We start from the raw sequence: 26,588 nt of genomic DNA on the forward strand, positions 1-26,588 counted from the left end.
TCTACCGCATCAGTCGCCCCCTATGGAAAGACCATGCGCAACCTGCGGATGGAATCACGATCAGCCCGTTTGGCCTCTCAGGCGGCCTTTTCCTCGTGATATTCGTCGTCAATATTGATTGCCCAGATCTTCGACTTATCAACCTCACCATGTGCTATTTGGCGGGCAGCTTCCCGGGCGGTAAGCATCGAATGGTCCTGATTGTTGTAGCGATGCATACCGTTTCTGCCGACCAGAAAAAGATTTTCTATCGAATCAAGCGCACCCCTTAGCTCGTCGAAGCGGTCATACGCGGCGCCAAAATAGCCCGGGTACGCCTTTGGGACTCGGATAACAACGGAGTCAAGAGTCTGACGTACTGAAACAAGTCCGATATCGAGCATTTCGCGCTGTGCGAGAGCGATCAACTCATGGTCATCCATGTGCCATAGTTCATCGGTTTCTCGGCAGAAAAATTCGAGCCCAAGCCAAACAGTGTCAGGCGACGCGACCATGAAGGGGCTCCAATTATTAAATACCTGAACACGGCCCACCTTTACCCCGGGCTCTTGGACATAGATCCAGTTGTCGTCTAGCGGCCTTGGCAGGGCGGCTCGTGGGTAAAGCAGACCCACGGTAATGAAATCACGGTATGCTAGGTCGCGCGCAATTGAGACAACGTGTTCGGGCCATGCGCTGGACGAGGCAAACACCAGATCACGAACGGGCATGGTGGAGATAACATGCGATGCTTGGACAGCGATTTCTCGGCCGCCTTTGACATAAGTGACCGAGCGGGCCATGCCGTGTTCGATTTCGATCTCGGTCACACGGGCCTCCATTATTAGTCGACCTCCGTTCTCGACAAAGCGTCGCGCGGCCACTTCCCACATTTGCCCTGGGCCGTACTTCGGGTAAAGGAAGCTTTCGATGAGGGATGTCTGCTCAGCCCTGTCCCCGCCAAGCCCGAGCATCTGCCTTGCTGCATGCAATAGAGCCTTCGTCACCGAGAGGCTCTTAATTCTTTGTGCGCCCCATGCAGCGCTGATTTCATTGCAGGGCACACCCCAGACCTTCTCGGTATATTCCTTGAAGAACTGGCGGTATAACTTGGCGCCAAACCGGTTGATCAGAAAGTCCTCAAGCGATCGCTCGGGTTGAATGGGCTTCAGTCGTGCAGCCACGTAACTAAAGCCGAACACAACAGTCTTAAGCGCTCCGAGCTTTCGGAGGCTGTCAAAGTTCAATTTAAGCGGGTAATCGAAAAACTGCCGGTTGTAGTAAATACGTGATAATCGGCTGCGAAGGAGCATTACCTCATCGACATCATCCGACGGGCTCTTGGTATGGTCCGGTAGCGTATCTCGTGACTGACCCTTGTACTGAAGGTTCAAGCCTGCGCACGCCGTGCCACTCTCGACCGGTAAAAGTGCTGCCCACCATTGCATGACCCAGTCTGACTTGGAGAAAAAGCGATGGCCGCCGATATCGATACGGTTCCCGTTGTGGTCAACCGTCCTGGATATGCCGCCAACTAGGCTGTCGGCCTCCAGAACAACGACGTCCGTTTTACCTGCGGCCTGTAGTTCAAGGGCGGCTGTGAGCCCGGCGGGGCCCGCGCCAACGATTACAACTGTCATACGGACGGAAGCTTCCTGAAAAGTAAAAACGTGCGCAGTGAGTAATTAAAGACGAATGTGACACCTGCCGCCGCAAGGCGGACAGCTTCAGGGGGCATTCGAATAATTTCGATACCTACGTAAAGCAGTACCTGAGTCAGTCCAAGCCCGAGCACGCCTGCGGAAGCGAAGTAGGCAAACTCCGTCAATGCATTCGCGCGCATCGTGCGGCTGGTGAATACCCAGTGGACGCTATATGCGTAGAGGAGGATCGTGCCTGCAATGAAGCCGAGGGTTGCCGCAATGGGCCAGGCCATACCCAGGAGCCGTATGCAAGCAGAGAAGACCGCTGTATCCAGCGCTAGCGCCGCTACCGAGCCGAAAAAATAACGAATCAACTTGCGTATCGCTACGGCTGAACGCGCCCAGCGCTGCGACCGCGTCAACGACCCGGTGTGTTCGGCAGTGCTATACATGTGCGCTCGCTTCCTTGGATGCAAAGTCGCTGCAGCGATACAGATGGAAGATTGTTGCCGAATTGCCCCCTGTCCTCACTGTCCATGATGACAAACGATTTTTCTGGCGGAAGGGGACGACGAAATAGTCTGGAGGTTCAATGTCCTCTCGGGGCGTGCAGAGGTGGCTCAGGCCCTCGTCTCCGAGCCAGCACGCGTTGTCATCACCGCTCATAGCATTAAGCGTGAGGCAGTAGGTGAACTGCTGCTGGATCGGCTCGACCTGCGTAAATCTCTTCAGGCCGAGTATCGAAGTCTCCCGGTTGAACATTTGCCCTGCCATCTGCCCAGGCGTGAAATAGCTGGCGCGCCCCATTACCAACCACGGCGCCAACGGCGATTCTTCCACCGATGGCCAGTAGACCGTGGCGCCCGGCCGGACAAGACCGGCGAACACATAGCCATCGGCCGAGTGGCTTTCTACCAACCGACTCCACTGACTCCGTGAGTCGAATTGGATGCCAGTGGCGAGGAGAAGCAAGGCAGCGGACAGGGTGGTAGCGATTCGCCAATTGCCATTGACCCTGCGGTATACGACGAACGCGGCAAAAACGAGGGCGGCAGTCAGCGCCGGAAATCCGAGTAGGATCACGTCATGGCGGACACGCGACAGGTCCCCTCCGAACATGTCGAAGACCATCGAACTGCCGATGACATAGCGAACCAGTCCGCCTGCGATCGCCGCCAGTGCGACTGCCGCCAGCAGTCGCCGCATGCCGTGCGAGACAGAGTGAGACATCGCAGGCCAGAACATGTGCAGTGGAATAAATGCCAAGGCAACCAAAGGCAGTGGTATGCGAGGCAGGCTGGCACCCAGAGCGGCAATGGCAAGGAGAAGCAGTGTCCGTACTTTCGGTGCTGCTTCCGTTTGCCATTCGCTTGCGACCAGCAGAGGCAGGCCGGCCATCGCAACCCAGTGAGCTACCCAAAGAGTGCGCCAGAACTGCAAAGCAAGCGGCAACTGCAGCCTCAGTAAGTCCACAAAAACGCCCGTTAACGCGAGCCCGATCAGCGCTGCGGAGAGTGACGCCTTGGCGATTCGCGACATTGCGCTGTCGCCGCAATGGCCCATCAGGAGATGCAGCAAATAGATGTCAGTGACGACAATCGCCCAATCGCGCGGATTCCAACCCTGCAAGAGGGTTTGAGAACTGAATGCTCGGATGACGGTCCACCACTCGGGATCGACGTGGAGCAGTAGCCCGTCGAAAGGCTTGACGCCAATTGCGGCGAACACAAACGCGGGAAGAACCGCGGTGATGCACCACAGCCAGCGCCGATCTCCAATGACCAGCCAGCACCAAGCAACGACTGCCGCCGAAATGGCTTGCAGAGGATGAAGCACCAGTGCCAAGGCGAGCGCGGCGGCTGCCGCGGGTAGACGCCTCCGGATAGTCAGGGCGATCGCGAGGAGCGAAAGCGCCTCGGAGAACGGGCGTGGTGTAAGAAACGGCTCGGCGTACGCAAAGATGCTGAAGGCGCCGTAGCGTCCTGGCATCACCAGTAGCGCCAGCAGGGCCGGAAAAGCCCATCGCTGCGGCATGAAGGTGCGAAGCAGCAGCCAACTGGCGACGTAAAACGCACAGCGCCCCACCAGTGAAAGCCATAGAAACACGGCGCCAGGTTCGCTGTGGCGCAACAGCACCGCGATCAGTCGTGGGAAAAGCGTGTAATCGGCCTGGCTGCCGGCTGCGAAAAACAGGTCTTGCGCGAAGGACGCGGGATGCAGGAAATTCAGACCTTGACCGAGATACAACAGGGCGTCGTGGCGAATGCCGGTGTAGGGCTTGAGATATAACAACAGCGCAGCCGCAAAAAACCAGGGCGTCCAGCGGTGCATGCGATCCAGCATGCTGATCTCCGAAAAAAAAGACCCCGCGGACGCGGGGTCTTTTCTACATCTTAATTAATTACTGGCAGCTGCCAGGACGGTACTTGGCGGGGATCGAGCCGCTGCAGGTCCAGTCAACGGTGCCATTGGCCGAGTTGAGCGCAGCCGTAAGCGTGATGGTGCTGGTATCGACGCCGCTACCAATGCCCCTGGCGGTTGCCGTAATGGTGGTGCCATTCCAAGCGACGCTGGAGACATACTTCGACGACTGCGCCTCAAAGCCGGCCCACGCTGCAGGCGGCAGCGAGTTGTTCGACGAGGCGTACTCCGCCACGGCAGTACGCACAGCCGAAGCGGCCAACACCACTTCCGACACCTTCGACTTCTTCGTGTAGTCGCTGTAAGCCGGCAGCGCGATCGCGGCCAGGATGGCGATGATCGCGACGACGATCATCAGTTCGATGAGGGTAAAGCCCTGCTGCTTCTTCATGGTGTATCCCCTAGGAGTGGATTTGGAACTTCACGGATCACTACGGACGACTCGCCGGATCCTTCGGTCCGCCGTGCGTGCTATCCGTGCATCCGGACATACGCATAACCCGTGCCAAGGCGACATGCCAACGGGTATGGGCGGCTTTCGGGCTCCCGGTCACGCTTGACGGCAGGCATCTCGTCCCCGGCCTGCCGCTGAACGTCAGCTTACGCGATCGGGTGACGCGGCGTGTCACCTGTTGGCGAACCTACTCGATCCCCAGCTTCTTCAGCTTGTACCGCAGGGCCCGGAAGGTGATGCCGAGGGCCGCCGCGGTGCGGGTCTTGTTGTAGCGGTTCTCCTGTAGCGCGTGCTGGATGGCGGCGCGCTCGATCTCCTCGATGTAGGAGGGCAGGGCGCTGGTCGCGGTGTCGCGCGGGTCGAGCAGGCGGGGGTCGGCGGCCGGCGGCGATGGGGCGGCGGCAGGCGTCGACGCGGCCGGCGCGGCGGTCGATGCCGCGGCCGGCTTCGGGCCGCCTTTCGGCAGGCTCAGGTCGTCGGCATGGATGGTGTCGCCGTCGGCCATGGCGAGCGCGCGCTCGAGGACGTTTTCCAGTTCGCGGACGTTGCCGGGAAACCCGTAGTCGCGCAGGGCGGCGACGGCATCGGGCGACAGGTGCGGCACGCCGCGGCCCTGCGCGCCGGCGAGGCGGCGCAGGATGACGTCCGACAGGCCCGGCAGGTCCTCGGGGCGTTCGCGCAGCGGCGGCACGCGCAGCTCGATGACGTTGATGCGGTAGTAGAGGTCGTGGCGGAAGCGGCCTTCCTCGACCAGCGCCGCGAGGTCCTTGTGCGTGGCCGAGAGGATGCGGACGTCGACCTTGACCTCGGCATTGGCGCCGACCGGCCGGATCGACTTCTCCTGGATCGCGCGCAGCAGCTTGACCTGCATCGGCAGTGGCAGCTCGGCGACCTCGTCGAGGAACAGCGTGCCGCCGTCGGCCGCCTGGAACAGGCCGGGCTTGTCGGCATGCGCGCCGGTGAAGCTGCCCTTCTTGTGGCCGAAGAACTCGCTCTCCATCAGCTCGGCGGGGATCGCGCCGCAGTTGACCGGCACGAACGGCCCGGAGGCGCGGCCGCCCTCGGCGTGGATGGTGCGGGCGACCAGTTCCTTGCCGACGCCCGATTCGCCGGAGATGTACACCGGGGCCTGGCTGCGGGCGACCTTGGTCAGCGTGGCGCGCAAGCTCGCCATGGCCGGCGATTCGCCGAACAGGCGCGACGAGATGCCCGACTCGCTGGCCGCGCGGCGCTTCTCGTGCAGCTCGAGCGCCTGGCGGACGAGGTCGCGCAGCACGCCCAGGTCCACGGGCTTGCTGACGAAGTCGAAGGCGCCGGCCTTCAGCGCCTCGACCGCCGCCTCGACGTTGCCGAAGGCCGTGATCATCGCGACCGGCGTGGTCGGATGCTTCTGGTTGATCTCCGACACGATCTCCAGCCCCGTGCCGTCGGGCAGGCGCATGTCGGTCAGGCAGAGGTCGTAGCGGTTCCTGGAAAGGAGGGCGCGGGCGTCGGTGACGTTCGCGGCCGTGTCGCAGCGCAGGCCCATGCGGCCCAGGGTCATGACGAGAAGTTCGCGGATGTCGCGTTCGTCGTCCACGACGAGAGCGGTGCGGGCGGGTTCGCTACGGGTTTCGGCCATCGGTTCCTCCGCTGCGCACCTTAGCGGAAGTGACCGCCTGCGGCCACTTCGTGCGGTTTGGGTCAGGCCTGCGTCAACCCAGTGCGCTCAGCCGGATGCGGAAGCAGCCGCCGACGCCGGGCGTGGGAACGTAGTCCAGCGTGGCCTGGTTGGCGCGGCAGAGCTCGCGGGCGATGTAGAGCCCGAGGCCGGTGCCGTGGCTGGAGGTGGTGAAGAACGGCTTGAACAGCCGCCCGCGCAGCGGCTCGGGGATGCCGGGGCCGCGATCGAGCACATCGAGCACCGGCTGGCCGCCGTCGACGCCGACGCGCAGCGTGACGCGCGCGGGTTCGCCGGGCATGCGGCCGTAGTTGAGCGCGTTGCTGACCAGCACCGTGACCGCCTGGTGCAGCTGGCGCGGGTCGAACAGCGCGGGCAGGGTCGACAGCGCGGAGGCGCTCGTCAGCATGTCGCCCTCGATCGGGTGGCTGACCAGGTAGTCGTCGACGAAGTGGCGGGAGAACTCGACGAGGTCGACCACGACGGGCTTGGCCGGCTCGCGCCGCGCGAGGCCCAGCACGTTCTCGACGATGCCGTTCATGCGCACGATGTGCTGGTGGATGATCTCCAGCAGGCGACGGTCGGCGGGGCGGATGTCGTCCGATTCCTCCAGCAGCTGCACCGCGTAGCTCATCGCCGCGAGCGGGTTGCGGATCTCGTGCGCGAGACTCGCCGAGAAGCGCCCGAGCGTGGCGAGCGTGATCGACTCGGCGCGCTGCGAGACCAGCGAGGTGTCGTCGAGGAAGACCAGCACCTGGTCGCTGTTGGCCTGCAGGCGGGCGAAGCGCGGGATCACGTCGGGCTGGTCGACAGCGAGGCGCAGCGGCGTGTCGTCGACCGCCGCTTTCTCGCGCCAGGCATCGAGCCGACGGCCGAGTTCCGGCACCGCAACGGCCAGCTCGCGGAAGCCGTGGATCTCGTCGCCCACGTCGCCCACCAGCGCGGACGCGGCCTCGTTGGCCAGGCGCATGCGCCCGGCGCCGTCGACCAGCAGCACGCCGGTGCGCAGGCGACGGATGATCAGTTCGTTGACCTGCGCGAGGTGCTCGTTCTCGGTGGTGCGCAGCGCCGCGATCTCGTAGCTCTCGCGCATCTGCCGGCCCAGCACATTCATCAGCGTGGCGAGCGCGAAGTAGCCGATGGCGAACATCACCGGCTCGGCGAGCGAGCGCCCGGTGCCCTCGTCGGCCGTGCTCCAGGCGAACTCGCCGATCAGCAGCAGCACCGCGATGCCTGCGAAGGTGAAGGCGAAGCGCGGCGGCAGCAGCAACGAGGCGGCGCCGACGTTGAACATCAGCATCAGCGCGATCCCGGTGCCCGCCGCTGGCAGCGCATGCATGGCCAGCACGCCGAAGAACAGGTCGGCGGCGATGCCGATGCCGGCGGAGACGCGCACGTCCAGGCGTCGCCCGAGGCCGAACACCACGAGCGACACGAACAGGTAGGCGATCACCACCGCGCGCGCCTGCAGCTCGTGGCGCGGCAGCTCCAGCATGCCCGCCACCGGGCCGAACACCGCCAGCACCAGCAGCGCGGCTTCGAGGATCCGGTAGAGATTGAACAGCCGCAGCTCGCGGTAGAGGACGTGGTCGGCGTCGAGCGGGGTGACGGCGGTCTTCAGGGGCACGGCGCGCGTCCGGCGGCAGGTCGCCGGAGTATAGGTGCCCGTCCCGGGGCCGGCCCGGCGGGCGGGCCGTTTTGCCCGGCCCGGCCCGATCGGCGACAATAACGCCCCCTCGCGCCGGCCTGTCGGGTGCGCTTTCGCGCGCGAGCCCCCACGTCCATCCTTCGGTGACGCATGAATTTCCACGAGTACCAGGCAAAGCAGCTCTTTGCCGATTACGGCATTGCCGTTCCCAAGGGCATCGTCGCCCGTTCGCCGGACGAAGCCGTCGCGGCGGCCAAGCAGATCCCGGGCGACCTCTGGGTCGTGAAGGCGCAGATCCACGCGGGTGGCCGCGGCAAGGCCGGCGGCGTGAAGCTGGCGAAGTCGTATGACGAGGTACGCGAGTACGCCAAGGCGATGCTCGGCACCAAGATGGCCACCTACCAGACCGCCGGCGTCGAGCTGCCGATCGACAGCGTGCTGATCTCGGAAGGCACGGACATCGACAAGGAGCTCTACCTCTCGGTGCTCGTCGATCGCGCCACCAAGTCGGTGACGTTCATAGCGTCGGCCGAGGGCGGCATGGACATCGAGCAGGTCGCGGCCGAGAAGCCGGAGGCGATCCACACGCTCAACATCAACTACGTCGAAGGCCTGCAGCCGTACCAGTGCCGCGACGTCGGCTTCGCGATGGGGTTGAACGCGAAGCAGGTCGGGCAGCTGACCAAGATCATGACCGGCCTGTTCAAGCTGTTCATGGACAAGGACCTCGCGCTGGTCGAGCTGAACCCGCTCGCGATCCTCACCAACGGCGACCTCGCCGTGCTCGACGGCAAGATCAACTCCGACGACAACGCCTCGTTCCGCCACGCCGACCTCGTGGCCATGCGCGACACGCGCCAGGAAGACGAGACCGAAGTGCTGGCGTCGAAGTACGACCTCAACTACGTCACGATGGACGGCGACATCGGCTGCATGGTCAACGGCGCGGGCCTGGCCATGGCGACGATGGACGTCATCGCGCTCAACGGCGGTTCGCCGGCGAACTTCCTCGACGTGGGCGGCGGCGCGACGAAGGAGCGCGTCACTGAGGCGTTCAAGCTGATCCTGTCGAGCGACAAGGTGAAGGCGATCTTCGTGAACATCTTCGGCGGCATCGTCCGCTGCGACATGATCGCCGAAGGCATCATCGCGGCGGTCAAGGAAGTCGACGTCAAGGTGCCGGTGATCGTGCGCCTCGAGGGCACGAACGTCGAAGCGGGCAAGGAGCTGCTGCGCACCTCCGGCCTCGCCATCACGGCGGCCGACGACATCAACGACGGCGCGAAGAAGGCCGTCGCGGCCGTCAAGAACGCCGCCTGATCCCACGCGCGGCGACGCGATGCTTTTCAGAGCCCCCTTGAGCCAAGGGGGCGGCCCCGAGCGAAGCGACGGGCCAGGGTTGTGGAAGCAACTCCTGACGGACAAGGGCGATCCACCTTTGTCCGATGCATCCGGAGCCGAACGACTACGAATTCCGAAGGACTCCAAGACATGTCCGTTCTGATCAACAAGGACACCAAGGTGCTCGTGCAGGGCTTCACCGGCTCGCAGGGCACCTTCCACGCGCAGCAGATGCTCGACTACGGCACGAAGGTCGTGGGCGGCGTCACCCCGGGCAAGGGCGGCACGACGCACCTCGGCCTGCCGGTGTTCAACACGATGGAAGAAGCCGTCGCCGCCACCGGCGCCGATGCGTCCGTCATCTACGTGCCGCCGCCGTTCGCGGCCGACGCGATCATGGAAGCCGCGGCCGCGGGCATCCGCGTGATCGTCTGCATCACCGAGGGCATCCCGGTGCTCGACATGCTGCGCGCGAAGAACGTGCTGAACGGCTATCCGGAGACGGTGCTCGTCGGCCCGAACTGCCCGGGCGTGATCACGCCGGGCGAGTGCAAGATCGGCATCATGCCGGGCCACATCCACATGCCGGGCAAGATCGGCATCGTGTCGCGCTCGGGCACGCTCACCTATGAAGCGGTGAAGCAGACGACCGACGTCGGCCTCGGCCAGTCGACCTGCATCGGCATCGGCGGCGACCCGATCAACGGCACCAACTTCATCGACGCGCTGAAGTGGTTCCAGGACGATCCGCAGACCGAAGGCATCATCATGGTCGGCGAGATCGGCGGCAGCGCCGAAGAGGAAGCCGCCGAGTTCATCTCGCAGTACGTGACCAAGCCGGTCGTGGGCTTCATCGCCGGCGCGTCGGCGCCGAAGGGCAAGCGCATGGGCCACGCGGGCGCGATCGCCTCGGGCGGCTCGGGCACGGCCGAAGGCAAGTTCGCGGCGCTGGAGAAGGCGGGCGTCACCACGGTGAAGTCGCCGGGCGACCTCGGCGCGGCGATCGCCAAGCGCCTGGCCGGCTGATCCGGTCCAGTACGGGAAAAAGGCCGCCTCCGGGCGGCCTTTTTCGTTCGTGGGCGTGCGTGGCATCGCGTGTCGACAGGTGCGCCGCGGCGCCCGCGTAGAATCGCGGGGTCTGCACAGGAGCGGCCATGGCCCTGCGAATCGCACTCGCGCAGTTCGACTTCCCCGTCGGCGACGTCGCCGGCAACGCATCGATGATCGAGGCGATGATCGCCACCGCGCGCGACGAGTTCGGCGCCGGGCTGGTGGTCTTCCCGGAACTCGCGCTCAGCGGCTATTCGCCCGAGGACCTGCTGCTACGCCCGAGCTTCCTCGCCGACTGCGAGCACGCGCTGCAGCGCATCGCCGCCTCCACGACCGGCATCACCGCCGTCGTCGGCTGGCCGGAGACCGCGGGCCCGGTGGTCTACAACGCCGCCAGCGTGCTGCGCGACGGCCGCATCGAGCACACCTACCGCAAGCGCGAGCTGCCCAACTACGCGGTGTTCGACGAGCGCCGCTATTTCTCCGTCGACCCCGACGGCGGCGACTGCGTATTCGAGGTCGACGGCGTGCAGGTGGGCCTGGTGATCTGCGAGGACCTCTGGTTCGCCGAGCCGGCCGCGTCGACGGTCGCGGCGGGCGCGGAGCTGCTGGTCGTACCGAACGCCTCGCCGTTCGAGCACGACAAGCATGCCGCGCGCGACGCGGTGCTGGCCGAGCGCGCCAAGGCCACGGGCGCGGGAATCGCCTACGTCAACGTGGTCGGCGGGCAGGACCATGTGCTGTTCGACGGCGCCTCGATCGTGGCCGACGGCGACGGTTACGTGCATCCCGCCGCCGCGGCCTTCAGCGAGGAATGGCTGGTCGTCGACTTCGACGCCGGCACGCGTCGTTTCGCGGCGATGCAGTGGACCGAGGACGGCGACGAGAGCCGCGAGGCGCTGGCCTGGCGCGGCATCGTGCGCGGCACGCGCGACTACTGCCGCAAGAACGGCTTCGAGAAGGTCTGGCTCGGCCTGTCGGGCGGCATCGATTCGGCGCTGGTGCTGGCCATCGCGGTGGACGCCCTGGGCGCGGAGAACGTGACCGCCGTGCGGCTGCCGTCGCGCTACACGGCCGACATGTCCAACGACCTCGCCGCCGAGCAGTGCGAGCGCCAGGGTGTGCGCCTGCTGACGCTGCCGATCGCCAAGCCGTTCGAAGGCTTCCTCGACACGCTCGCGGAGACCTTCGAGGGCCGCGCGGTCGATACCACCGAGGAGAACCTGCAATCGCGCATCCGCGGCGCGATGCTGATGGCGCTGTCGAACAAGTTCGGCGGACTGCTGCTCACCACTGGCAACAAGAGCGAGTACGCCGTGGGCTACGCGACCATCTACGGCGACATGGCCGGCGGCTACGCGCCGATCAAGGATGTCTACAAGACCGACGTGTTCCGCCTCGCGCGATGGCGCAACACGGTGGGCGACGCGGTGATCCCGCAGATGGTGATCGACCGCCCGCCCTCGGCCGAGCTGCGCGAGAACCAGACCGACCAGGACTCGCTGCCGCCCTACGACGTGCTGGACGCGATCCTGCAGCGCTACGTGGACGGCGAGCAGTCGCGCGAGGAGATCGTGGCCGCAGGCTTCGATGCGGGCCTCGTCGACCGCGTGCTGAAGCTTGTGCGCACCTCCGAATGGAAGCGCCATCAGGCCGCACCTGGGCCGAAGCTCACGCGCCGCGCATTCGGCCGCGAGCGCCGCTACCCGATCAGCAACCGCTACCGCTGATCCGTTGGCCCCGCCGCACACGAAAACGCCGCCCGGAGGCGGCGTTTTCGTAGGTGCGCTCCGGGCTCAGTCGCGGAGCGCGGAAGCGTCGCCGCCGAACGGGTTCAGGCGGCGCAGGTGGCCCGGATAGTCCGGCCAGTCGCCCTTGAGGTACGGATGGTTCGGGTCGGCCTTCTGCAGCTCGGCGCGCGCGTCGTTGGCGAGCGCGGTATTGCCCAGCTCGCTGTAGCCGGCGGCCATCGCGGCGATCGCGTCGTTCTGGTAGCGCGACTGCGGATAGTTCTCCAGCGTGTACTTCGCGCGGTCGACGGCCGCCACGTACGCGCCGCGGCGCAGGTAGTACAGCGAGGTGTCCATCTCGTAGCGGGCGAACACGTCGCGCAGCTGCGCCATGCGCTCGCGCGCGTCGGCGGCGTAGCGGCTGTTGCCGTAGCGCTCGGCGACGATCGAGAAGTCGTTGTAGGCCTGCATCGGCGTGGCGAGGTCGCGGCGGGCCGGGTCGAGGTGCCAGACGCGCTGCAGGAACACCGTGTCGCGGGTCGAATTGACCAGGCCGCGCAGGTAATAGAGGTAGGCGATGTTGCGGTGGGTCGGGTAGGTGCGGATGAAGCGGTCGATGCTGCTGACCGCGTCCTCGTGCTTGCCCGACTTGTACTGCGCGTAGGCGGTCTCGATCAGCGCCTGCTCGGTGTACGGGCCGTACGGATACTGGGCGACGAGGCGGCGGTAGGTCTGCTCGGCGCTGGACCAGTTGCCGTTGGTCATCGACTTGTGACCCTTCTCGTACAGCGTCTCGACGGGCTGGCCCTCGTTGGCGTCGTCCTTGCGGTCGCGGAAACGCGCGCAGCCGCTCGCGGCGAGGAGCGAGACCGCGAGGACAGCGACCGCCGCGCCGCGGAGGACGGACATGGACGACGGGCGGAAAGCGGAGCTTTGGCTCATGGGATCGACGCGGGCCGGATCGGGAGACAGGAACGCCGGATAATAGCAGCCCTGTCTTAACCGGCCCGCGCTGGTGGACCCTGCCACGAGGCCCTTTCCGATGCCCGACACCATCCTTCTGGAAGCGCGCGTTCCGGACACCTGCGCCGGGCGTCGCTTCGACGCCGTCATCGCCGAACTCTTCCCCGAGCACTCCCGCTCGCGCCTGGCCGGCTGGATCAAGGCCGGGCAGGCGCGGCTGGACGGCCGCGAGGCCCGACCGCGCGACCCCGTCCGCGGCGGCGAGCTCGTCACGGTCGAGGCCGAGATCGGCATCGCCACCGACGCCCCGGCCGAGGACATCGCGCTCGACGTGCTCTACGAGGACGCCGACGTCATCGTGATCGACAAGCCCGCCGGGCTCGTCGTCCATCCCGGCGCGGGCAATCCGGCCGGCACGCTGGTCAACGCGCTGCTGCACCGCGACCCCTCGCTGTCGGCGCTGCCGCGCGCCGGCATCGTGCATCGGCTCGACAAGGACACCTCTGGCGTCATGGTGGTCGCGCGCACGCTGCAGGCGCATACCGCGCTGGTCGACCAGCTGTCGGCACGGCAGGTGCATCGCCAGTACCTCGCCGTCGTGGTGGGTGCGCTGGTGTCGGGCGGGACCGCGAACGCGCCGATCGACCGACACCCGCGCGACCGCCTGCGCATGGCCGTGCGCGAGGACGGCAAGGAGGCCGTCACGCATTTCCGCCTGCGCGAGCGCTTCCGCGCGCACACGCTGCTCGAATGCCGGCTGGAAACGGGCCGCACGCACCAGATCCGCGTGCACATGGCGCACCTCAAGCACCCGATCGTCGGCGATCCGCTCTACGGCGGGCCGCTGAAGCTGCCGCGCGGCGCGTCGGAGGAAACCGTGGCGATGCTGCGCGGCTTCAAGCGCCAGGCGCTGCACGCCGAGACACTGGAATTCGTGCATCCCGTCAGCGGCGAGCCGGTGCGCTGCACGGCGCCGGTGCCGGCCGACCTGCGTGCGCTGGTCGACGCGCTGCGCACCGATCTTCGCGAGCACGAGGAACGCGGCCGGTGAGCCCGTTCCTGCAGGCCGACTGGCCCGCACCGCCGGGCGTGCACGGGCTGACCACGCTGCGCCATGGCGCGGGTCGCTCGCGGCCGCCGTTCGACAGCTTCAACCTCGGCAACCGCTTCGCCGCCGACGGCGACGATGCGGCGACCGTCGAGGCCAACCGCGCCGAGCTGGCCGAGCGGCTCGCGCTTCCGTCGCCGGCGCGCTGGCTCAGGCAGGTGCATGGCACGCGCGTGATCCGCTTCGGCATCGACGATGGCATCGCGCCGGAACCGGAGGCCGATGCGTCGGTGACGTCCGATCGCGGGGTGGCGCTCGCCATCCTCACCGCCGACTGCCTGCCGGTGCTGTTCGCCGCGCGCGACGGCTCGGAGGTCGCCGCGGCGCACGCGGGCTGGCGCGGGCTGGCGGCGGGCATGCTCGAGGCCACCGTCGCCGCCATGCGCACGCCGGCCGACGAGGTCATCGCCTGGCTCGGCCCGGCCGCCGGCCCGGACAATTACGAAGTCGGCGTCGAGGTCTACGACGCCTTCGTCGCCGACGACTGGCCCTGCGGCAGCGCGTTCGTGTCGACGCGCCCGCACCACTGGCGCGTCGACCTGTATGCGCTCGCGCGCCGCCGTCTGGAACGCGCGGGCCTGCGCGCGGCCGACATCCACGGCGGCGGGCTGTGCACCATCGGCGATCCGGCGCGCTTCTTCTCGCATCGCCGCGACGGACGCTCCGGGCGCATCGCTTCGCTGGTGTGGATCGACCCTTGATACCGGCGACGCTCTACGGGCACCTGCTCGGCGACGCGTACCGGCGACTGCCGCAGCGCGTGGCCATGTTGCACGCGCGCGACGGGCGACGCCGCTACGTCGGCGAGGTCGAGGTACGCCGCGGCGCGTCGCCGTTGTCGCGGCTGTGTGCCTGGGCGACGCGCCTGCCGCCGGCGGGCGCCGGTCCCATCCACGTCGACATCGACGCCGATCGGCACGGCGAGCGCTGGATCCGCCACGTCGCCGGCCATGCGATGCCGTCCCGGCTTCGCGCGCATGCGGGACGATTGCGCGAGCGGCTCGGGCTGGTCACGTTCGACTTCGACCTGCACGTCGACGCGGGCCAACTGCGCTGGTCGGTCGCGGCCGTGCACGTCTTCGGCCTGCCGCTGCCGCGTGGCTGGTTCGAAGGCGTCGAGGCGATCGAGTCCGAGCGAGACGGCCGCTATCGCTTCGACGTGCGTGCGACGCTGCCCTTTGCGGGCCTGCTCGTGCACTACACGGGTTGGCTCGATGTCGACTGAAGGCCCCATCGTGGTCTTCGACGGCGTGTGCGTGCTCTGCAATGGGTGGGTGCGCTTCCTGCTGCGGCACGACCGTCGCCGACGCTTCCGCTTCGCCGCCATGCAGAGCGAGACCGGCCGCGCGCTGCTTTCCGCGCATGGGCTGGATCCGGACGACCCGGCATCGTTCCTGCTGGTCGATGGCGACGCCGCGTCGACCGATACGCAGGCGATCGCGGGCGTGCTCGCCGCGCTCGGCCTGCCGTGGTCGATCGCAGCGTTCGCACTTCGCCTGACGCCACCGCGGCTGCGCGACGCCGCGTACCGTCATCTGGCGCGCAACCGTTACCGCTGGTTCGGCCGGCGCGACGCCTGCGTGCTGCCGCCGCCGTCGGAGCGCGCGCGGTTTCTCTAGACGACGAGCGTCGCTGCGTCGATCGGATAGCCGGCGAGCGCGGCCATGAAATCGTCGAGCCGGAACAGATCGAGACACGGGCCTGCGCCGGCGGCGGGCCGTTCGATGCGCCATCGGCGTGCAAGCACCACCGCGGCCGTCGCGGGGATCTGCGGCCCGCTGCCTTCGCGCGCGACCACGCTCCATCGCAGTCGCAGCGGCGCGCCATCGAGCCCGGTGCCCGCGAGGTCGACGGTCATGACGCCGGTATCGCTGCCTGCATCGAGCCAGTACTCGCTCATGTGCAGCAGCGGCTTCGCATGGCGCGACAGGTCGCGGACGAGGCCTGTGCGCACCGCCCATGAGCCGAGCCAGAGGCCGAAATGCATGCGGCGCAGCTCGAGCCCCGCGCGGAAGTCGCAGTGCCGCAGCGACGGATACCGGTGCGGCAGCAGGTCGAGGTCCGGCACGTCGCAGCGGGCCACCCAGCGCGTGCCGACGGCGGGATGGCGGATGCGGCGCAACGACTGCCAGCCATGCACGTCCCTGCGACGGCCATCGACCAGCGCCGGGAATGGGCGGCCGACGTAGCCGAGGATCGCGCGCGTGGTGGCGAGTCCACGCTCGGTGCGGTTGCCGGGGCTGATCGCCGACTCCACCGAATGCAGCTCCGCGAAACGCGAGGCATGCGCAGCGACCACCGCGCCCGACAGGCCCGGGACGCTGCTGGCCCCGCTGACCAGCCGCACGCCGCGGGCTCGTGCCTGCGCGTCCAGCCTGGCGACGCCCGCGACGAACTCGCGCCCGTCGGCAAGGTCGACGTAGTCGGCGCCGGCCTCCATCGCCGCTTCGGCGACGCGGTAGTCGCGCTGCTGGAACGGGCCCGCGGTATGGATGACGAGCGTAGGCGCGAGCGCGGCTACGTCGCTCGCGAGCGACCCGTCCTCGACATCGATGCGGGCCGTTTCGAGCCTCGCGTCACCCGCAAGCGATGCGGCAAGCGCCTGCGCGCGGTCGAGGCGCCGCCCCGCGAGAACGAGGTCGACATCGTCGCGGGCGAGTTCGACTGCGATGCGCCGGCCGAACTGGCCGTAGGCGCCGATGAGCAGGATGCGGGAGCGGGGCATGCGCCCAGCCTAGCCGCGCTCAACCCGGCGGTGGAATCGCCGATGGCGGATGGCGACGCTCGATGCCGGAACGACGCTCGCGCAAGGGCGCGCGCGTGGCGCCATTGCCGTTGCCGGCGACCGCATCGAGACGATCCGCGCCCGCCCCGTCCGCGGCCAGGTCCGCCTCGCGCAGCGCCTTGAGATAGCTGCGGCGCCAGTACGTGATGTCGTGCGTGGAGAGGTGGTCGAACATGCTCTTCCAGCGCTCGCGACGCTCTTCCACCGGCATGGTCATCGCCTGCGCGATCGCGTCGCCGGCGCCGTCCAGGTCGTAGGGGTTCACCAGCAGTGCGCCATCGAGCTCGCGCGCGGCGCCGGCGAAGGGGGAGATCAGCAGCACGCCGGGATCGTCCGGGTTCTGCGCCGCCACGTACTCCTTCGCGACCAGGTTCATGCCGTCGCGCAGCGGCGTGACCAGGCCGACCCGCGCCATGCGGTAGAAGCCGGTGAGCGTGGCATGCGGATAGTTGCGGTTGACGTAACGGACGGGCGTCCAGTCGGGCTCGGCGTAACGGCCGTTGATGTGGCCGGCGAGGCGCTCGAGTTCTTCGCGCAGCTGCTGGTACTCGGTGACGTCGCCACGCGAGACCGGCGCGATCTGCAGGAAGGTGAGCTGCCCGCGTTGCTGCGGATAGCGCTGAAGGTAGTTGGCGAAACCCTTGAAGCGCTCGGGCAGGCCCTTGGAATAGTCGAGGCGGTCCACGCCGATCGCGAGCGCGCGGCCCGACATGCTCTCGGCGAGGCGTTCGACGCCCGACTTGGTCACCGCATCGGCGGCGAGTTCGGCGATGCGTGCGGTGTCGATGCCGATCGGGAACGCGCCCGCGTGGAAGCGCCGGCCGTTCGGCGCTTCCAGCACGCCGCGATCGAGTACGCGGCCGCGGCCGAACAGGCGCACGTAATCCTGGAAGCGCTCCAGGTCGCGCTCGGTCTGGAAGCCCACGAGGTCGTAGGACGACAGGCCCTCGAACAGGCGCTGGTGGCTCGGGAGCGCGGCCAGCAGGTCCGACGACGGCATCGGCACGTGCAGGAAGAAGCCCATGCGGCAGCGCACACCGCGCTCGCGCAGCAGCTTGGCCAGCGGGATCAGGTGGTAGTCGTGGATCCAGACGATGTCGTCGGGCTGAAGCAGCGGCGCGAGCTTGCCGGCGAACAGCGCGTTGACGCACTGGTAGCCCTCGTAGGTCTCGCGGTTGTAGTCCACGAGGTCCATGCGGAAGTGCAGCAGCGGCCACAGCGTGCGGTTGGCGAAGCCGTTGTAGTAGTCCTCGTGGTCCTGCGCCGACAGGTCCATGGTGACGAAGCGGATGTTGCCGTCCTGCTGCTCGTGCAGGCGGCCGGAGGCGTCCGGATCGATCTTGCCGCTCCAGCCGAACCACAGCCCGCCCTCTTCGCGCAGCGAATCCAGCAGCGCGATCGCCAGGCCGCCGGCCCGGGATTCATCGGGCAACGCGACGCGGTTCGATACGACGACAAGACGACCCATGCCACTCCTCGCGATCCGTCCCCACGGACCTTCAACCGGCCGTAGTCTGCCGCGCGAAGCATTTTCCTCGCGTGACGGGCCTCAGATCGCGTCCTGCCACGGGCGCGACAGCCGCATCGCCGCATTGATGAGGCCCACGTGCGAATACGTCTGCGGGAAATTGCCCCACATCTCGCTGCCCTCGAGCGACATGTCCTCCGACAGCAGGCCCAGGTGGTTGCGGCGCGCGAGCACGCGCTCGAACAGCTCGCGCGCCTCGTCGACGCGGCCGACCGCGGCCAATGCGTCGATGTACCAGAAGGTGCAGATGGTGAAGCTGGTCTCGGGCACGCCGAAGTCGTCGGGTGCGACGTAGCGCAGCATGCCGTCGCCGCGCGCCAGCTCGCGGCCGACCGCGTCGACCGTCGCGGCGAAGCGCGGATCGTCCGCGCGTACGAAGCCGAGGTCGGCGAGCAGCAGCAGCACCGCGTCCATGCGGCCGCTCTGCGTGCCCTCCACGAAGCTGCCGCGGTTGGCGTCGAACGCGAGTTCGCTGATGCGCGCATGCAGGCGATCGGCGCGCTCGCGCCAGAGGCGGCCGCGCTCGACCAGCTGCAGCTGCACGGCGATCTTCGCCAGGCGGTCGCAGGCGGCCCAGCACATCACGGCCGAGTAGGTATGGACCTCGACACGGCCGCGGAACTCCCACAGCCCCGCATCGGGCTGCTCGAACAACGCATGCGCGCGCTCTCCCAGCCGTTCCAGGCGCTGGAAATGCGCGATGCCGCTCGGCAGGTTCAGGCGGCGATCGAAGAACAGCTGCGTGGACGCCAGTACCACGCTGCCGTACACATCGTGCTGCGGCTGCACCCAGGCGAGGTTGCCGCGGCGCACCGGGCCCATGCCGCGGTAGCCGCCGAGCGACGGGACTTCGCTTTCGTGAAGCTCGCGCTCCAACCCGATTCCGTACAGCGGCTGCAGGTGGCCGTCCTCGGGAATGAGGTTGGACACGTAGCGCAGGTATTCCTCCATCGTGCGCGTGGCGCCGAGGCGGTTCAGCGCGCGCACGACGAAGGCGGCATCGCGCAGCCAGCAGTAGCGGTAGTCCCAGTTGCGCTGCGTGTGCGCGGCCTCGGGAATCGACGTCGTCATCGCGGCGACGATCGCGCCGGTCTCGTCGTACTGGCACAGCTTGAGGGTGATCGCGCTGCGGATCACCGCGTCCTGCCATTCCAGCGGGATTGACAGCGCACGGACCCAGGAACGCCAGTAGTCGATGGTCTTCTCGAGCGACTCGCGTGCGTAGTCCCCGACCGAGCGGGTGAAAGTCTCGTCCGGGCCGAGGATGAAATGCAGCTCGCGGTCCAGCAGGAACGGCACTTCCTCGCGCACCATGCGGATCGGCGCGTCGGTATTCAGGCGCAGGGTGAAGTCGCCCAGCACGTAGCGCAGGTGGTTGCTGCCCCAGGTGATCTCCGGCACGCGCGCGCCGTAGTCGGCCAGCGGGCGCAGGCGGATGCGGATGCGCGGCTCGCCGGCGAGCGGTCGCACGCTACGGATCATCATGATCGGGCGGTAGAAACGGTCGTACTGTTTCCACCGCGGTGCGAAGTCGACGATCTCGATCGCGCCGCCCTTCGAGTCGCGCAGCACGGTGCGCAGGACCGCGGTGTTCTCGAGGTAGTGCTGCTCGGTGGCGACGCAGTCGGCGAGCTCGATCGTGAAGTCGCCACCATCGATGGCGGGCGAGAGCAGGGCGCAGAAGGCGGGGTCGCCGTCGAAGGCCGGCACGCAGCCCCAGACGATGCGGCCGCGCCGGTCCACCAGCGCGCCGATGCCGCAGTTGCCGATCAGGCCGAGTTCGAGCGAGCTCATGCGCGTGCCCCGAGGCGTGCCGCGGCCTCCGACAGCCATGCACGCAGCGCTGCGGTATCGGCGAGCGTGTGCGTGGCGTATGTCGGCTCGCGGTGGCCGATGCGTACCGACACGCCGCCCAGCGCGTTGGTTGCAGCGAAGGCATCCTCGTCGGTGAGGTCGTCGCCCGCGTAGACGGGCAGTCGGCCGGCGAACGGCGTGGCGCCCATCAGGCGCTGCACGGCCTGGCCCTTGTCGGCATGCGCGGGACGCAGCTCGACCACGCAGTTGCCGTACTGCAGGCGATAGCCGGGCAGCTGCGCGAGGGCCGCGGCTGCCGTGGCCTCCAGTGATGCGCGGGCCGCCGGTGCGGCGCGCCAGTGCAGCGCGATCGCGATGCCCTTGTCCTCGACGCGCGCGCCGGGATAGCCGGCGGCGATGCGCTCGGCGGCATCGCGCGCCTGCCGCAGCGCTTCGGGCGCCGCGTCGGGTACGTGCGCCAGGTCGGCGGCTTCGCGCAACTCGAGCCCGTGCAGGCCCGCGCTCGGGAAGCGCAGCGGCGCGAACAGCGCGTCGAGCTGGACGATGCGCCGCCCGCTGACGAAGGCCAGCGCGCCTCCGAGCGCGCGCGACAGGCGCGCCAGCGCGTCGGCAAGCCCCTCGGGTACCACGACGGCCTCGGGGGCGTCGGCGAAGTCGAGCAGGCAACCGTCGACGTCGAGGAAAAGCGCCCAGTCGGACTGGACGGGCGGCGGGGGCGGCAGGGCCAACGGGGCGGTCGCACTCATCCGCGGCATTCTCGCTGCCGGTTCGTAAGCGCGAGGTGGACAGCGGCCGCTCGGGGCGCCGGACGGCGCTTGAATGGATGCGCATAGGCCGCATCTATCGGGCATCGCGGCCCACGCCGCCCTTATCCGACGAGGACCCCGCCATGCGGATGGACAAGCTGACTTCCCGCTTCCAGCAGGCGCTGGGCGACGCGCAGTCGCTCGCGGTCGCGCGCGACCATGCCGTGCTGGAACCCGCGCACCTGATGACCGCGCTGCTCGACCAGCAGGGCGGCAGCACGCGCCCGCTGCTGGCGCAGGCGGGCGTCAACGTGGCCGCGCTGCGCGAGCGGCTCGGGGAGGCGCTGGAGAAGTTGCCGAAGGTGACCGGCCAGGCCGGCAACATCTCGGTCGGCAACGATCTCTCGCGCCTGCTCAACGTGACCGACAAGCTGGCGTCGCAACGCGGCGATTCCTTCATCGCCAGCGAGCTGTTCGTGCTCGCCGCGCTGGAGGACGGCGGCGACCTGGGTCGCGCGTTGAAGGCCACCGGCGCGACGAAGGACAAGCTCGAAGCCGCCGTCGACAAGCTGCGGGGCGGCGAAAAGGTGCAGGACGAGAACGCCGAGGACGCGCGCCAGGCCCTCGAGAAGTACACCGTCGACCTCACCGCGCGCGCCGAGAGCGGCAAGCTCGATCCGGTGGTCGGCCGCGACGAGGAGATCCGCCGCACGATCCAGGTGCTGCAGCGTCGCACCAAGAACAACCCGGTGCTGATCGGCGAGCCGGGCGTGGGCAAGACGGCGATCGTCGAAGGCCTCGCGCAGCGCATCGTCAACGGCGAGGTGCCCGAAGGCCTGCGCGGCAAGCGCGTGCTGAGCCTCGACATGGGCGCCCTGATCGCCGGTGCGAAGTACCGCGGCGAGTTCGAGGAGCGCCTCAAGGCGGTGCTCAACGACCTCGCCAAGAACGAAGGCCAGATCATCCTGTTCATCGACGAGCTGCACACGATGGTCGGCGCCGGCAAGGCCGAGGGCGCGATGGATGCGGGCAACATGCTCAAGCCCGCGCTGGCGCGCGGCGAGCTGCACTGCATCGGCGCGACCACGCTCGACGAGTACCGCAAGTACGTCGAGAAGGACGCCGCGCTGGAGCGTCGCTTCCAGAAGGTGTTCGTGGGCGAGCCCAGCGTCGAGGACACCATCGCGATCCTGCGCGGCCTGAAGGAGCGCTACGCGGTGCACCACGGCGTGGAGATCACCGACCCGGCGATCGTTGCCGCGGCGACGTTGTCGCACCGCTACATCGCCGACCGCCAGCTGCCCGACAAGGCCATCGACCTGATGGACGAGGCGGCGTCGCGGATCCGCATGGAGATCGACTCCAAGCCGGAAGAACTGGACCGCCGCGAGCGTCGCCTGATCCAGCTCAAGATCCAGCGCGAGGCGCTGAAGAAGGAGAAGGACGAGGCGTCGAAGCAACGGCTCGCGGATCTGGAAGCGGACATCGCCACGCTCGAGCGCGAGTTCAACGACCTCGAGGAAGTCTGGAAGGCCGAGAAGGCCAGCGTGCAGGGCGCCACGAAGATCAAGGAGCAGATCGAGGCGGCGCGGCTGGAGCTGGAGGCCGCGCAGCGCAAGCAGGACTATGCGCGGATGTCCGAGATCCAGTACGGGCGCATCCCGGAACTGGAGAAGCAGCTCGCCGCCGCGCAGGAAGCGGAAACGAAGGGCTTCACGCTGCTGCAGGACAAGGTGACCGCCGAGGAGATCGCCGAGGTCGTCTCGCGCTGGACCGGTATCCCCGTCAGCAAGATGCTCGAGGGCGAGCGCGAGAAGCTGCTGAAGATGGAAGACCAGCTGCACACACGCGTGGTCGGGCAGGAGGAGGCGATCAAGGTCGTGTCCGATGCCGTGCGCCGTTCGCGGGCAGGCCTGAGCGATCCCAATCGTCCGTCGGGCTCGTTCCTCTTCCTCGGCCCGACGGGCGTCGGCAAGACCGAGCTGTGCAAGGCGCTGGCCGAGTTCCTGTTTGACAGCACCGATGCGATGGTGCGCATCGACATGAGCGAGTTCATGGAGAAGCACGCGGTGAGCCGCCTGGTCGGCGCGCCCCCGGGCTACGTCGGCTACGAGGAAGGTGGCTATCTCACCGAGGCGGTGCGGCGCCGCCCGTACAGCGTGATCCTGCTCGACGAGGTCGAGAAGGCGCATCCGGACGTGTTCAACATCCTGCTGCAGGTGCTCGACGACGGCCGCCTCACCGATGGCCAGGGCCGCACGGTGGATTTCCGCAATACGGTCATCGTGATGACCTCCAACCTCGGCTCGCACCAGATCCAGGAAATGGCCGGCGACGATTCGCCGCAGGCCTACCTGCAGATGAAAGCCGCGGTGATGGGCGTCGTGCAGTCGCACTTCCGGCCGGAGTTCATCAACCGGCTTGACGACATCGTGGTCTTCCACCCGCTGGACAAGGCGCAGATCCGCGAGATCGCGAAGATCCAGCTGCGCGGACTGGAGAAGCGGCTCGCCGAGCGCGGCCTGAAGCTCGACCTCACCGACGAGGCGCTCACGCTGCTCGGCAACGTCGGCTTCGATCCCGTCTACGGCGCGCGCCCGCTCAAGCGCGCGATCCAGCAGCAGCTGGAGAACCCGCTGGCGCAGCGCATCCTGTCGGGCGAGTTCGCGCAGGGCGACACCGTGCGGGTGCGCACCGAGGGCGGGCATCTGGCGTTCGACAGGGCCTGAGGCGTCCCTGCGGCTCCGCGTCGTCAGGCGCGATGAAAACGGGCGGCCCGAGAGCCGCCCGTTCGTTTTTCAACCCGACGATCACCAGCGCAGGTTGATGCCCGCCTGCGCCGCCATCGCCTCGCGGCCGCCGGCGCCGATGCCGCGTTCGCTGCGCAGGTCGACGAACCACGCGCCGTCGCCGCGACCGCCGGCCAGGCCGACGCCGACTTCCACCCAGCTGCGCGCGCTGCCGGCCTGCACCGACGTCGAGTCGCTGCCGCCGTGGAATACGACATCGTTCGCATCGCGCAGGTCGCGCCACAGGTTGGCGACGCCGTAGACACGCGTCGTCGCATCGCCGCGACTCGAAAGGCGCAGGCCGACGCGGCCGCGCAGCGCGTTCTGCGTGAGGCGGTCGCTAATGACGCTGCCGTCCAGGCCATCGAGACTCGTGTGCGCGGCGATGAGCTGCGCCTGCGGCTGCCAGGTCCAGTCGCCGGCACCGAACGTACCCGCCAGCGTGGTCGACAGCGCCGCGGCCCAGCCGTCGGTGTCGACGCGCAGCGCGTTCTCGGGCGACATGCGCGCCTGCAGGCGGCCGGCCTCGGCGGTAACGTCGAACGACAGGCCCCGCGCGAACCGCAGCGTTTGGTAGCCGCCGAGCGTGTAGGCGCGCAGGCGCACGTCGCCGACATCGGGCGAGAGCGCGGTCGCGAAGCCGCCCAGCGTGGGGCGCAGGCGGTCCTCGATGTCGCCGTCGGCATGCGCTACACGCACCATCACGCCACGCGTCACGTCGTCGTCCTGCTGGAGGTCGATGCCGGCCTGCAGCGACATGCGGCGCATGTCCTCGCCGAAGCGTTCGCCGTGCGCGCGCAGGCGATCGCCTCGCGCCCGCAGCCAGATCGGTGCATCGCCGTGGCCAGCGCCCGTCCGGTCACGCAGCGCGGTGGCGCGTGCATCGGCATCGGCGATGCCGTCGACGATCAACGCCTGTGCGGCCGTGCCGGTGCCGGCGACGGTCGCAACGGTCGGCGCGAGCAGTCGTGCATTGCCGTCCGACGGCGGTGGCGTCGCGTCGGGCGGCGGGGTGCCGCCCGGCGGCGTGGTCGGCGGCGGCGTGGTGGGTGGCGTGGTCGGCGGGTCCTTCGCAGGTACCGCGGAGGTCAGCACGAACCTGCCGGCGTTGATACCGGTGGATGCCTTCTCCAGCCGGTATTGCCACAGGCCATTGGCGGTCGTGATCGGCGCCGCCAGCACGAAGGCGTCGGCGGTGGACGTGCCGCGCATGTCGACGACGAGGATGCCGTCGACCGTCTGCGCGCCGACGCTGCCCGCGGCCTGCGCGATGTCGAGGATCGTGCGCCCGCTGGCGTTGCCGTAGATGCGCAGGCGATCGCTCGCCGACGTGTCGCCGGCGAACACCGTGCTCATCAGTACGCGGCCGCCGCCGCTCCAGTCGCCGCTGACGTCGAGCGTGTCGCCCGCCGCGTCCTGCCCGAGGTCGATGGTGCCGTTGTTGACCACCGAGAGATGGAGGGTCGAGCCGGACAGGCCGTTGTTGCGCGTGGCCAGCGAGCTGCTCGCATCGATCAGCAGCGAATGACCGGCCACCTGCGTGCCGTCGCCGAGCACCCGGCCACCGAGACCCGGGATGGCGGCGTAGAGGCTCGCGCGGGCGCCGTCGAGCAGCTCGATGCGCTCGAATCCGTGCACGTCGACGTGCTTGCTGCAGTTGTTGCCGCTCGCGCAGCCGTGGTCGTGGTCGGACGCGATCTCGAAGACCTGCCCGTGGAAGCGGATCACGTCGACGTCCGTGTTGCGTGACTGGTGGATGTCGAGCGCGGTCCCGCTGCCGGAGTCGCCTTCGAAGGCGTAGACGTGGTCGAGCGAGGCGCCCGCTGCGACGTCCACGGTGTCGCTGCCGAAACCACCGCGGAACTCGTACAGCGAGGACGTGCCGCGCAGGTCGAGATGGTCGTCGCCGTCGTCGCCCATCAGGTCGCGTACCCAGCCGCCGTCCAGCAGGAAATGGTCGTTGCCCGCGGGGCTGCCGTCCTGCGTGTACCGGCCCGTCGCATCGCGCACCGCCTCGCCGTCGCCGCTGTCGCCGTGCAGCGTGTCGATGCGGCCACCGGTGAGGGTGAACGTGTCGTCGAATCGGTTGCCGAAGGCATTGAGGTCGGCCGCCGCATAGTGGCCGCCGTCGCCGTAGATCGTGCCTCGCTCGCTGCTGTCGCCGCCGCGGATGTCGATGCGGTCGTTGCCGCCGCCCAGGTACACCGGATCCGCGATGACGCCGCCGTTGACGGTCAGCGTGTCGTCGCGGATGACGCCGGCGGGGTCGAAAACGAAACGCCCGAGCCCGCCGCCGCCGAACTTGCCGCCGTCGAAGACCACGTCCAGCGGCACCGGACCGCTCGGGCCGAGGAAGGACCAGAAGCCACCGGCACTGATGACGAAACGGTTGCGGCCCGTGCCGGCGCCATGAACCACGGTGCGGTTGTGCAGGTCGATCGTGGTGTTCCAGGCCGCGGAGTTCTTGCCGTCGCCACGCACGTCGCCGTTATCGTAGACGAGCTCGATCGGCCGGTCGGTGACCAGCGCGTCGTGGAGGATCCCGTCGACCAGGCAGTTGCGAACCTCGAGACGGTCGAGCCCGGTCGCTTCGTAGGGCACGTCCACGCGATTGCTGCCGAAGCCGTAGTACGAGTAGTTGCCGGGAAGCTCGAGCGGATTGCGCGACAGCACCACGCTGTCGCCGTCGCGGTCGAGCTTGCAGCCCAGTGCGAAGGCGGGCGAGGCGGCGCCGGCGAGCGCGAGCGCGACGGCGAGGGCGGTCGGGCGGAACGGGCAACGGGCCTTCATGGCCCGACGGCCCGGAGTACGGACGGTCATTCAAAGCTCCTTGGAAGGTTTCGGATCCGCGTGCGGATCCACGCCTCGCAAGGGGCTCGCGTCGTGGGCGATGAAGAGCGCACGTCCTGTGCCGTCGTGAAGCGCGGA

At 68.1% G+C, this 26,588-nt stretch carries 19 protein-coding genes and 1 pseudogene; 8 read left to right on the forward strand and 12 right to left on the reverse strand.

Annotated features, from left to right (window positions below):
* Positions 1–77: 77 nt before the first annotated feature.
* The 6 genes from IE066_RS00275 to IE066_RS00300 all read right to left on the reverse strand — a co-directional run bounded on the left by IE066_RS00275 (position 78) and on the right by IE066_RS00300 (position 7,778).
* A complete protein-coding gene (locus IE066_RS00275; protein ID WP_189446342.1) occupies positions 78–1,619 on the reverse strand; it encodes an NAD(P)/FAD-dependent oxidoreductase in 1,542 nt (513 codons plus the stop codon).
* A complete protein-coding gene (locus IE066_RS00280; RefSeq protein ID WP_189446343.1) occupies positions 1,616–2,074 on the reverse strand; it encodes a GtrA family protein in 459 nt (152 codons plus the stop codon). The genes IE066_RS00275 and IE066_RS00280 overlap by 4 nt, the downstream gene beginning before the upstream one ends.
* Positions 2,067–3,965 carry a hypothetical protein gene (locus IE066_RS00285; RefSeq protein ID WP_189446344.1) on the reverse strand — a complete coding sequence of 633 codons (1,899 nt, stop codon included), beginning with the start codon at positions 3,963–3,965 and terminating at the stop codon, positions 2,067–2,069. Before IE066_RS00285 ends, IE066_RS00280 begins: the two co-directional genes overlap by 8 nt.
* Positions 3,966–4,023: 58 nt before the next feature.
* A complete protein-coding gene (locus IE066_RS00290) occupies positions 4,024–4,434 on the reverse strand; it encodes a pilin (RefSeq protein WP_189446345.1) in 411 nt (136 codons plus the stop codon).
* A gap of 250 nt (positions 4,435–4,684) precedes the next feature.
* Positions 4,685–6,118 (reverse strand): sigma-54-dependent transcriptional regulator, encoded by a 1,434-nt coding sequence (locus IE066_RS00295; protein ID WP_189446346.1) that lies wholly within the window; start codon positions 6,116–6,118, stop codon positions 4,685–4,687.
* A 73-nt stretch (positions 6,119–6,191) separates the two neighbouring features.
* Positions 6,192–7,778 (reverse strand): sensor histidine kinase, encoded by a 1,587-nt coding sequence (locus IE066_RS00300; protein WP_189448665.1) that lies wholly within the window; start codon positions 7,776–7,778, stop codon positions 6,192–6,194.
* 177 nt (positions 7,779–7,955) lie between these two features.
* Between IE066_RS00300 and sucC the strand changes: the two genes are divergently transcribed.
* The 3 genes from sucC (at position 7,956) to IE066_RS00315 (ending at position 11,926) form a co-directional block, all read left to right on the forward strand.
* Positions 7,956–9,125 (forward strand): ADP-forming succinate--CoA ligase subunit beta, encoded by a 1,170-nt coding sequence (sucC, locus tag IE066_RS00305; protein WP_189446347.1) that lies wholly within the window; start codon positions 7,956–7,958, stop codon positions 9,123–9,125.
* Between the two features lie 171 nt (positions 9,126–9,296).
* Complete coding sequence (gene sucD / locus IE066_RS00310) at positions 9,297–10,172, forward strand: succinate--CoA ligase subunit alpha (protein WP_189446348.1); 876 nt, start codon at positions 9,297–9,299, stop codon at positions 10,170–10,172.
* Between the two features lie 128 nt (positions 10,173–10,300).
* The gene (locus tag IE066_RS00315) at positions 10,301–11,926 is read left to right on the forward strand and encodes an NAD+ synthase (RefSeq protein ID WP_189446349.1); all 1,626 of its coding nucleotides are present in this window, start codon (positions 10,301–10,303) and stop codon (positions 11,924–11,926) included.
* Between the two features lie 66 nt (positions 11,927–11,992).
* On the opposite strand, the gene IE066_RS00320 is transcribed toward IE066_RS00315, so the two are convergent.
* The gene (locus IE066_RS00320) at positions 11,993–12,835 is read right to left on the reverse strand and encodes an outer membrane protein assembly factor BamD (protein ID WP_229790608.1); all 843 of its coding nucleotides are present in this window, start codon (positions 12,833–12,835) and stop codon (positions 11,993–11,995) included.
* A 133-nt stretch (positions 12,836–12,968) separates the two neighbouring features.
* Between IE066_RS00320 and rluD the strand changes: the two genes are divergently transcribed.
* From rluD to IE066_RS00340, 4 genes are read left to right on the forward strand one after another with little or no spacing between them, the layout of a single operon-like run.
* Positions 12,969–13,940, forward strand: coding sequence for a 23S rRNA pseudouridine(1911/1915/1917) synthase RluD (gene rluD, locus IE066_RS00325; RefSeq protein ID WP_189446351.1), 972 nt, complete (start codon positions 12,969–12,971; stop codon positions 13,938–13,940).
* A complete protein-coding gene (pgeF, locus tag IE066_RS00330) occupies positions 13,937–14,698 on the forward strand; it encodes a peptidoglycan editing factor PgeF (RefSeq protein ID WP_189446352.1) in 762 nt (253 codons plus the stop codon). Before rluD ends, pgeF begins: the two co-directional genes overlap by 4 nt.
* Positions 14,695–15,222, forward strand: a complete 528-nt coding sequence (locus IE066_RS00335; protein ID WP_229790609.1) for a DUF4166 domain-containing protein — start codon at positions 14,695–14,697, stop codon at positions 15,220–15,222. The genes pgeF and IE066_RS00335 overlap by 4 nt, the downstream gene beginning before the upstream one ends.
* Positions 15,212–15,616, forward strand: a complete 405-nt coding sequence (locus IE066_RS00340; protein ID WP_189446354.1) for a thiol-disulfide oxidoreductase DCC family protein — start codon at positions 15,212–15,214, stop codon at positions 15,614–15,616. Before IE066_RS00335 ends, IE066_RS00340 begins: the two co-directional genes overlap by 11 nt.
* Here IE066_RS00340 and IE066_RS00345 read toward each other — a convergent pair.
* The 4 genes and pseudogenes from IE066_RS00345 to otsB all read right to left on the reverse strand — a co-directional run bounded on the left by IE066_RS00345 (position 15,613) and on the right by otsB (position 20,871).
* Entirely contained in the window at positions 15,613–16,722 is a 1,110-nt protein-coding gene (locus tag IE066_RS00345; protein ID WP_189446355.1) for a saccharopine dehydrogenase family protein, read from the reverse strand. The two genes, IE066_RS00340 and IE066_RS00345, sit on opposite strands and share 4 nt — an antisense overlap.
* 166 nt (positions 16,723–16,888) lie before the next feature.
* A pseudogene (gene otsA, locus IE066_RS00350) lies at positions 16,889–18,250 on the reverse strand (alpha,alpha-trehalose-phosphate synthase (UDP-forming)); the annotation flags it as partial.
* Positions 18,251–18,331: 81 nt separating this feature from the next.
* Positions 18,332–20,104, reverse strand: coding sequence for a glycoside hydrolase family 15 protein (locus IE066_RS00355; RefSeq protein ID WP_189446357.1), 1,773 nt, complete (start codon positions 20,102–20,104; stop codon positions 18,332–18,334).
* Positions 20,101–20,871, reverse strand: a complete 771-nt coding sequence (otsB, locus tag IE066_RS00360) for a trehalose-phosphatase (RefSeq protein WP_189446358.1) — start codon at positions 20,869–20,871, stop codon at positions 20,101–20,103. Before otsB ends, IE066_RS00355 begins: the two co-directional genes overlap by 4 nt.
* 143 nt (positions 20,872–21,014) lie before the next feature.
* Here otsB and clpB point away from each other — a divergent pair, with 143 nt between their 5' ends.
* Positions 21,015–23,600 (forward strand): ATP-dependent chaperone ClpB, encoded by a 2,586-nt coding sequence (gene clpB / locus IE066_RS00365; protein ID WP_189446359.1) that lies wholly within the window; start codon positions 21,015–21,017, stop codon positions 23,598–23,600.
* 81 nt (positions 23,601–23,681) lie between these two features.
* Here the strand turns inward: clpB and IE066_RS00370 are convergent, their stop codons facing one another.
* Positions 23,682–26,480 carry an autotransporter outer membrane beta-barrel domain-containing protein gene (locus tag IE066_RS00370; RefSeq protein WP_189446360.1) on the reverse strand — a complete coding sequence of 933 codons (2,799 nt, stop codon included), beginning with the start codon at positions 26,478–26,480 and terminating at the stop codon, positions 23,682–23,684.
* Positions 26,481–26,588 lie beyond the last annotated feature (108 nt).

Source organism: Cognatilysobacter xinjiangensis (assembly GCF_014651995.1).
GTDB lineage: Bacteria > Pseudomonadota > Gammaproteobacteria > Xanthomonadales > Xanthomonadaceae > Cognatilysobacter > Cognatilysobacter xinjiangensis.